The sequence below is a fragment of the Paenibacillus lignilyticus genome, assembly GCF_017942085.1.
Lineage (GTDB): Bacteria > Bacillota > Bacilli > Paenibacillales > Paenibacillaceae > Paenibacillus_Z > Paenibacillus_Z lignilyticus.
Map to the genome: position 1 here is coordinate 26911 of NZ_JAGKSP010000034.1, position 8351 is coordinate 35261.

The 8351-nt window shown below is 52.5% G+C and carries 9 protein-coding genes and 1 pseudogene; all 10 read right to left on the reverse strand.

Annotated elements, in window-relative coordinates; genetic code table 11:
* Positions 1 to 233 precede the first annotated feature (233 nt).
* Positions 234 to 2732: a stage II sporulation protein E gene (gene spoIIE / locus I8J30_RS31615; protein ID WP_210664340.1), complete on the reverse strand. Its 2499-nt coding sequence runs from the start codon at positions 2730 to 2732 to the stop codon at positions 234 to 236.
* Between the two features lie 415 nt (positions 2733 to 3147).
* On the reverse strand, positions 3148 to 3735 hold the full coding sequence (locus tag I8J30_RS31620; RefSeq protein ID WP_210664341.1) for a S1 domain-containing RNA-binding protein: 588 nt from the start codon (positions 3733 to 3735) through the stop codon (positions 3148 to 3150).
* Positions 3736 to 4011: 276 nt separating this feature from the next.
* A complete protein-coding gene (locus I8J30_RS31625; protein ID WP_090985872.1) occupies positions 4012 to 4341 on the reverse strand; it encodes an FtsB family cell division protein in 330 nt (109 codons plus the stop codon).
* 23 nt (positions 4342 to 4364) lie between these two features.
* On the reverse strand, positions 4365 to 5006 hold the full coding sequence (gene yabQ / locus I8J30_RS31630; protein WP_338044986.1) for a spore cortex biosynthesis protein YabQ: 642 nt from the start codon (positions 5004 to 5006) through the stop codon (positions 4365 to 4367).
* A complete protein-coding gene (yabP, locus tag I8J30_RS31635) occupies positions 5003 to 5287 on the reverse strand; it encodes a sporulation protein YabP (RefSeq protein WP_090985874.1) in 285 nt (94 codons plus the stop codon). The genes yabQ and yabP overlap by 4 nt, the downstream gene beginning before the upstream one ends.
* A gap of 90 nt (positions 5288 to 5377) precedes the next feature.
* The gene (locus I8J30_RS31640; RefSeq protein WP_210664342.1) at positions 5378 to 5611 is read right to left on the reverse strand and encodes a hypothetical protein; all 234 of its coding nucleotides are present in this window, start codon (positions 5609 to 5611) and stop codon (positions 5378 to 5380) included.
* Positions 5612 to 5855: 244 nt separating this feature from the next.
* Positions 5856 to 6140 (reverse strand): RNA-binding S4 domain-containing protein, encoded by a 285-nt coding sequence (locus I8J30_RS31645; RefSeq protein ID WP_090985876.1) that lies wholly within the window; start codon positions 6138 to 6140, stop codon positions 5856 to 5858.
* A gap of 2 nt (positions 6141 to 6142) precedes the next feature.
* On the reverse strand, positions 6143 to 6415 hold the full coding sequence (locus I8J30_RS31650; protein ID WP_090985878.1) for an HU family DNA-binding protein: 273 nt from the start codon (positions 6413 to 6415) through the stop codon (positions 6143 to 6145).
* 178 nt (positions 6416 to 6593) lie between these two features.
* On the reverse strand, positions 6594 to 8075 hold the full coding sequence (yabN, locus tag I8J30_RS31655; RefSeq protein WP_210664343.1) for a bifunctional methyltransferase/pyrophosphohydrolase YabN: 1482 nt from the start codon (positions 8073 to 8075) through the stop codon (positions 6594 to 6596).
* A 61-nt stretch (positions 8076 to 8136) separates the two neighbouring features.
* Positions 8137 to 8351: pseudogene (locus I8J30_RS31660) on the reverse strand (polysaccharide biosynthesis protein); the annotation flags it as partial.

Here is an 8351-nt window from a genome sequence, read left to right on the forward strand (position 1 = left end):
CAAAATCGGCTCACCGTCCCTATAGTGCTCAACCCGGCTATACCGGATTGGCGGAGTGCAGCCCGCTTAGGCTGATGTGTGTATATTCTGGCGATGACAAACCCTCTCTATTTTCCCGCCCTCTTATTGATCATTGATAATTGCCGGTGCACGTTTCATTGAAGAAGGATGACGAATACGTTTCCGCTGCTTGCGCTTCTGGAGTATCTGCTTCAACCATTTTCTGTACATGGTTAGCTCACCGTCCTTGGTCGCTCGACCTTGGTCACGCCAGGCCAGCGGAATGTAGCCCACTCGGGCTGATGTTTGTCCACTCTCGCGACGACAACCGTCATATCATCCACAATGTCGCCTTTGTGGTACCGCACGACTGTTTCAAGCAGTCCATCGGCAATTTCCTGTGGATCATCGGATCGAATTTCTTGAATGACCCGCTTCATCCACATTTCCTTATTTACGGCATGCCCCGGCGCGTCATAGATGCCATCGGTCATCATAATGAGCGTATCTCCCGGCTGCAGCTGCACGCGGATAAGATCTATGTCAATGTCCTGCAAAATCCCTACCGGCAAATTGTTGGCCGTGATCGGAATCACTTCGTTCCCGCGCTTAATGAAGCTGGGCGTTGATCCGATTTTCATAAAAGTCGTCTTCGCTGAGTACATATCGATTAGCGCAACATCGACGGTTGCAAATATCTCATCCGAAGAACGCAGCAGCAGAACGGAGTTCACCGACTTAATCGCGAGCTTCTCATCCATCCCGGATTGCAGAAGCTGCTGCAAAATCGTCAAAGCAGTGCTGCTCTCCTGCTTCGCACGCTCCCCATTGCCCATACCGTCACTGATCGCAACAGCAAACTTGCCATTGCCGAGCTCCACCGTACTAAAGCTGTCTCCCGACAGCAGATCGCCTCCCTTGGCGAGTCCGGCGACTCCCGTTTCAATCTCATACGCCTTGGCCGTCCCAAAAACAACGAGCGCAGCACTTCCCTTCTTCTCGGGGTAAGTCTCCGACATCACGGCAATGGGCTCACCCAGAATATCGGATAACAGCGGCGCGATGATTTTGCGGCATTCATCATACCCGCGGCCAAACGTATGGTACACCTCGATTTCAACGTTTCCCTCCTCCAAGTTAATAATTTCAATGCCTTGTATGGATAAACCGAGCCCCTCGAGCGCCTCCCGGATTTGTTCTTCCTGCAGATGCAGCTGCTGCCCCTCCCGCTGGATTTCGCGTGCCAAGTCCTCCATGACTTGAGAAACGCCGGACAGCTGTTCTGCGACAAGCTGCCGCGAATCGTTCAGCTGCTTTCGCCAATGCCGATCATGCTGATACAGCTCATGCTGCTGCTGCATGACGCTAAGCACTTGATGCGGCTTGACGCAATGTACGCTCCACTCCCTCGGCACCTCCTTCGGCCCTAAACGGCGCCCTTCCTCTACGGCTGTCATCATACTTGTCATCATCTTGTACGTATCATAGAATCGCCCCTCCCAGCAAAGTTCCCGCTTGTGGCAGGCATTGCATGTTCGCTCTGCGGCCGCATTCATGAAATGGCCGGCAGCTTCTTCTCGCCTTTCCTTCTCCGTCGCTTCCTGGCCAATCTGGCCAAAACTCCGGGAAAGCTGGCGAAACACTTCGGAGAACTGGTTGACGCGCTGTGCCGTGACATCTCGGACGCGCCTTGCGTATTCATGCTGCGATTTCACATGCTCCTGCGTGCCGGGCACATATTTCGAAATGATGCGAATAATCGATTTTGGGGTAAGCATAAGCATAGTGGCTGCGATGACCGACTCCCACGTCGAGGCCAACACATCGGCCTGATTTCCGACATAGATGGATAGAATCGAGGAACCAAGCAGCATCCCGAAGGCTACGGCCATTTTGCCGCCTTCACGAAGCAAACCTGCAAGCAAGCCTGCGAAAGCGAGCAAGCTCATCTGCACGATCGCATTGGTATCCGCCAAACTGAGAATGAGACCGGCGACAACACCCACGGAAGCGCCAAGGGGTGCGCCGCCTACAAGCGCAAAGAGCAGCAGCATAAACCTCGACATGATGTGTTCAACGGACAAGCCATATATTGTCCATCCAACAGCCCCGGTCATAATAGATGCAAGCATAATCATGAGACAGATAATTTCCTCGTTCTTCAGGGCCGAGGATTTCTTCGTCAGCGTCAGCACCGGTATCGCTTGGACGAATACCAGTGTCAGCACGAAAGCAAGCGATGCCTCCACGCCAACCATCATCAGCTCATACCAGTTCAGCGTGTCCGTCGTCACAACGCCGAACAATCGGACCAGCATGGTAGCGAGGAACACGAGCAGCGGCGCGTACGACAGTTCCGCTCGTTCATATGCCTCAAGCCCCCTCAGCAATAAGTAAACGACGGCCAGCTCCATCGCGATCCACATCGGTTCCGGCGAGATAGCGAGCCAGCTGCCTGCTACAATTGCAGCTGCAACCGGAAGCAGCAGATCTCGGCGCAGAAAGAAAATAACTGTAAAGTAAGCAACCGCAAACGGAGTCAGCGACTCCAAGATGACAGCTCGTCCGAGCAGAAACCCGACAGCCATCAGCGCAAACGTCCATTTTCGCGAGGCCAGCATCCCTGCTATGCGAAGCAACCCGGTTCGTTCCATTCCTTTCCTAAGGGTCGATTGGACGAAGCTTGTTTTCTGAACACCTGGGAACATGACAACTTTAGGTTTGTCCACCATGCCTGATGACACCGCCTTATTCCAAATTTGTATCCCCATTATAGAGTTACGATTTTAGAAATGTTTGTCAGAAAGCGTTGTCATGCAAAAGTTTTTTCCGACATTTTCGCGCGCCGTGGGCGGCCCCCTGTCGGGATTGCGGCATCCTAGCGCTATCAAGGTGTCGACATCCCTATGCGCCTTCCCGTCACCCACCGTTTCAACAAAAAATGTTCCTTCCGCCAAGCTTGCTTGTGGCGAATCGCCGTCCAAACCTGTCGGGATTGCGTGAGAACAAGAGAAAAGTTTTTGAGGTGGGCGGGTATATTTCGCAGATGCTCTGCATAATAAACCGTTGACAGCCCCTTTACGCCGAAAAAAGGCATCAAAAAAGGCAGCGCCTCAAGGGGCGCTGCCTGTTTCTCATACTATGCTATTAAACGCGCTTAGCACCACGGCCACCGCGTTTGGATTCCGTGTTTTTCTTTAACGAAGACATACGCTCTTCGCTATCTTTCAGGAAGCGAGACATCTTATCCTCGAAGGATGGTTTGCCGTAAGCAGGTTTGCCCCCGCCAGCTTTATTGAATGGACGTCCGCCGCCACCGCCGCCGCCTTGACGATTAAAACCGCCTCCGCCGCCGCCTGGTCCGCGATCTCCACCGCCGCCCGGTCCGCCTGTACGATTGAAGCTTCCACCGCCTCCGCCGGCACCTGTCCGGTTGAAGCCGCCGCCTGGTCCACGATCTCCACTGCGTTCACGCTGAGGAGGCACGGAGCCTTCTGGCCGGTCGATTGCTTGCTTAATGGAAAGCCCGATTTTCCCGTCTTTATCTACATTAATGACCTTCACTGTAACGACATCTTCCAGCTTCAAATGGTCTTTAACATCTTTGACGTAGTTATCGGCAATCTCTGAGATGTGAACTAGCCCTGTGACACCTCCCGACAAATCGACGAATGCTCCGAAATGCGTAATGCCTGTCACCTTGCCCTCTAACTTGGCGCCCACTTCAATTGCCATAGGTAAAAATGTTCCTCCCTAACCGTTATGCGAAGCCATTGGCTTCGAGTTCTCTCAGCCTGTGGCTGTGAGCATAAAATAAAATATGACTACGGTAAGCCGTTTAAAAATATGGTTACTAAGCTGATTATACTCCAACGGGAGAAGCAAGGCAACAGGACGGATACCCGTTGTTACGCCTATCCTTGAGGAATGCCGGGTTGACCGGAGGTCACCCCAAAACAATCCCGCCCAGATGAATGCTGAGTCAACCACAGGTTGCCTCAAACCAATCATCTAGGGCTGAGTAACGACCTCAATCCGTTTCTCGCCTTTGCGAACCATGCCTTGTTCCTTCGTTGCCAGCTGACCGATGTACTCCTTATCGCTCAATCGCGCGACTGCAAGCTTCAGCTCTTCGACCTGCTTGGCTGCCGCGTCGATTTTCTGGGAGGCATTCGCCAGCTTGATCTCAGCTTGTCCTTGCCGATCAAGCTGAGAGATCAGCGTATATAGCGCCCAGCCCATGAAGAGAACGATAAAAACAACCCAGATCTTCAACCGGCGCTTCGTTCCTGCATATTGCGCCGCAGCGGATGAATGAGAACTTGTTGTAGTTGTCGCCATATCACGGACCTCCTGACGTTAGATTAATCGTCTTTCTTCTCTTGCTTCCGATTCTTCCAGCGCTGCCATAGCTTGTTCAATCCGGTTCGAAGTGCAGTGACTCGTTCCGGTATTCGCCACTTGGTTATAAGGGGATTTACCCAACGTTTCCAAGAACGAAGCAGCGGCTTCCATATCGGCTTGGTCATCCATGCCGCAAGCAGCCAAAATGGACGTACCAATTGTACCACAATTTTGAAAAGGAAAATAGCAAATGCTCTCAAAAACGCGAAGAGCAGCTTCCCAATTCGATAGAGCAGCAGCAGAGGACGAATAATCAACAGATCAAAAGCACGGATCATAAATTTGATAACCGCGCGGACGGTGCGAATCAGGACATGCACCAGCTGCATCGTGATTTTGCTGAACAACCAGTAGTAACAGCCGATGCCCAGCAGCAACCCGATAAATACATAGGCCCGCACTTCTCCTTCATTGCTCGCGGAGAGCACCTGAAAGACAACCAATGTAGCCGCAATCCAGTAGAGCAAGTCGAAGATCGGAATCCATAGCCGGCTGATTCGCAGCTCGTCCGATACGACACGATACCCATCGAATACGACGCCCATCCCGATCCCAGAGAGCAACATCGTAATCATGGTCCACCACTGAACGGTCAGGCTCACTTGAATATCTTCCCGAACAAGCCCTTCGACTTGCTGCCCGTATTGCCATCCAGGTAAGTGAGCGAATGAACCAGCCCTTCAATGGCGACCAGTCCCTGCTCCAGACTGAGATGCTTCATATGCAGGTTCTGCCCGCGGATCGCCAGAAAGCCCAGCTCGGTCTCCAGCAGAAACTCTTCATTGTCGAAGCTCTCCACATTCATTACGCCGGTAATCTCAAGGATCTTGCGGTTAAGCATTTTGATTTCCTGGCGCTTCTGTCCCTTCGCTTGCTCGATCATTGCTCGTCCCCCTCCTCAGCACATCTATCACTGAGACTAGCCTATGGGGGAAGGACAGGTTTTAGAACTGCAAACTGCGAGATTAGAGCGTTACGTTTTTGGCAGGATCATAGATTTGATGACTCGAACGAGCAGCGCAAACGCAAAGAATAAGACGCATATTCCGCCGATGGCGCTAATGATTCGTATAGCCGTTCGGATGAATAGGTAGCAGCTCGATGACTCTGCCAGTGTTAAAAAGACGGCACCGAACAACGAATCGTTCATACAAAGCAGCGCAAGCCCGGCCAGCATGCCGAACACATCGTTTTTATGAGCGCTCATCGTTCTGTTCACCTCGTTAGCTGAAATAATAAACGCCGTTTGTGAGATTATAGCATCTTTATGAAAAATATGGTTGCGGAATGGCTAACGAATCGTATGAGCGTTTCAAATCAAGTCATTTTACAGAAATAAGCCCTCTACGATTCGTTAGCGTAAACATCCACGAGGACAATAGATTGCCGAGCATAAGAAAAACAGCCTCCGCCGGGTATTACCCCGATTGAGGCTGTCATGTAAAAGCTGCTTACGCTTGCCAGTCGAGCTTGTTCTCTTGCTGGCGCGCTTCTTCTTTCAACAAAGTATACATCCCGCTAGCCTCGTCCTTCTTGGTCGTCTCCAAGATCCGCTCGACGCGGACGGTGACGATCTTCTGGCCGTATTGAATTTTGAGCTCGTCGCCGGCTTTGACGGTGCTGCTCGCTTTGGCTTCACGATCGTTAATCCAGACGCGGCCTTGTTCGGACACGTCCTTTGCGACAGTACGCCGCTTGATTAAACGCGATACTTTGAGGAATTTATCCAGACGCATTATTACTTGATCGCGTCTTTCAATTTATTGCCGGCTTTAAACGCTGGAACTTTGGATTCTGCAATTGTGATCGGGTTGCCCGTTTGCGGGTTGCGACCTGTACGGCCGGAACGCTTACGGGTTTCGAATGTACCGAAACCGATCAATTGCACTTTGTCGCCGCCTGCCAGAGCATCTGTTACTTCGCCCAGAAAGCCGTTCAATACGGATTCTACATCGCGCTTAGTCAAACCGCTTTTTGCCGAGATGTTGTTGATCAAGTCTGTTTTGTTCATGGTTAATGGCCTCCTAAAAGTTCAATTATACTTGTAGGCAGTGTTTAGACTGCCGCATAGCTTAGTTTCCTCAGCTACTACTTCTGCCTATTAGCAAATAAATCCTGCTGATTGGAAAATTATTTTCACGTTTTGTGAGGAAATAAGCCGAATTTTGACGAATCTACAATCTTTTTTACTAGGGAAGCTTCTTGGCATCCTCCCAGTAACGATCCATCTCTGTTAAATCAGTTTGGTCAAAGGTTCGGCCGCTTATACGAAGCTGCTCCTCAATATATGAAAATCGTTTCTTAAATTTCGAATTGGTGCGAGAAAGCGCTTCTTCCGGATCGGCGTGGATGAAGCGCGATACGTTGACTGCCGCAAACAACAAATCTCCGAGCTCGTCCGCCTGCTCCTCAGCGTCCTTGGATTGAATGGCCTCGCGCAGCTCTTGAAGCTCCTCGCCGACCTTGTCGAGCGCCGGGCCGATATGATCCCAGTCGAAGCCGACTTTGGCCGCTTTCTTCTGAATCTTGTAAGCTTTCATCAGAGCAGGCAGATCGGGCGGAATGCCATCGAGTTGCGAGGCCGTTGTGGGGTCAATGCCCTTGCGGCGCTTCTCCTCAGCCTTCATCTGCTCCCAATTGCGCAGCGCTTCCTCGGAATTGCCCGCACTCGTATCGCCGAACACATGCGGATGACGGAACAACAGCTTCTCGTTAAGAGATTGAATGACATCATAGACGGAGAAGGTTCCGACCTCTTCTTCCATCTGGCTGTGCAGCATCACTTGTAAAATGACATCTCCGAATTCCTCGCGCATCCCATCCGGATCATCGTTATCCAGCGCCTCAATTGCTTCATAGGTCTCTTCGATGAAGTTCTTGCGAATCGATTGATGGGTTTGCTCCCGATCCCACGGGCAGCCTTCGGGGCTCCGCAAAATCGCTACGATTTCATGCAGACGCTCGAAGGAGCGATTGCGCAGCATATCGTCCGTGGAACGCGGCAGCCAAATCAGCGAGAGGTTGCCATAACCCGGCGTCCGGTCCAGCTCATAGAGCGGAACGGTGATGATTTGCTCTTCGCCGGGTACGCCAAGCGCGTGGCCAATTGTGATCGGGTGATCATCGGGCAGCAGCTCCATCAGCGTCAGCTTCACATCTGAAGCCGTAAACTCGTCATACACTTGGCCGATTACGGTATGCAGTTCCGTGCGGATCAAGGAAGGTTTTAATTCGGCGGCATCCAGAAGCTGAAAGCCTTCGATCGGATCGAATCCCAGCCGTGTAAAAGCTTGATCGAGGAAACTTTCGCCGCCCAGAATGGTCAGCTCAATGTTGTGCTCCGGGCAGCGTTCACGCAGCAGCTGAACGGTCCGCTCCGCCACCATGGGATGACCGGGCACGGCAAAGATCAAGCTGCCTTTCGCACGGGCGTTCGCGATGAGCTGCTCGGCGATGGCTTCGTATACATCCGGGAACGAATCCATCTGCTCGTATAGAAAATCGAAGGACTCGTATGCTAATTGATGATCGCTGAACAGCTTCATCATCGGATGCTTGTCCGTACGAACATAGCGATTGGACGCTTCTTGCAGCCTGCGCCAAACGCCCAGCGTCAGCTGGTCTTCGTCGCCGGAGCCCAGTCCGACTACGGTTATGGTTGGATTATGCATGTATGTATGTTCCTCCTTTATGGAATGCGATTGTCGTCGGTTCTTGCGCCGAGGCAGCGAGTTAGTTGGCGCCGGGCAGCAGGCGCCAACGCTGCAATCGGGCGGCAAGTCCATCGCCGCCCGGAAGCGCGCGCAGCTCGCGCGCGGTCACGCCGCCGAAGCGCAGCACGGCGGCGGTGAAGAGCGCTCCGCCGAGGGCGGTGCCCCCGAGCGCGAGCGCGCAAGCTGCCGCCCTCGGCGGCAGCGCAAGGTCGAGCAGCGGGGCGCTGCCGCGCT

Coding starts and splice junctions, on each gene's coding strand:
- I8J30_RS31650 (WP_090985878.1), bottom strand. CDS start 6,415: ATGAACAAAACAGACTTGATCAACAACATCTCGGCAAAAAGCGGTTTG.
- I8J30_RS31620 (WP_210664341.1), bottom strand. CDS start 3,735: ATGGCAATTGAAGTGGGCGCCAAGTTAGAGGGCAAGGTGACAGGCATT.
- I8J30_RS31625 (WP_090985872.1), bottom strand. CDS start 4,341: ATGGCGACAACTACAACAAGTTCTCATTCATCCGCTGCGGCGCAATAT.
- yabP (WP_090985874.1), bottom strand. CDS start 5,287: ATGATCGAGCAAGCGAAGGGACAGAAGCGCCAGGAAATCAAAATGCTT.
- I8J30_RS31645 (WP_090985876.1), bottom strand. CDS start 6,140: ATGCGTCTGGATAAATTCCTCAAAGTATCGCGTTTAATCAAGCGGCGT.
- I8J30_RS31640 (WP_210664342.1), bottom strand. CDS start 5,611: ATGAGCGCTCATAAAAACGATGTGTTCGGCATGCTGGCCGGGCTTGCG.
- yabN (WP_210664343.1), bottom strand. CDS start 8,075: ATGCATAATCCAACCATAACCGTAGTCGGACTGGGCTCCGGCGACGAA.
- spoIIE (WP_210664340.1), bottom strand. CDS start 2,732: ATGGTGGACAAACCTAAAGTTGTCATGTTCCCAGGTGTTCAGAAAACA.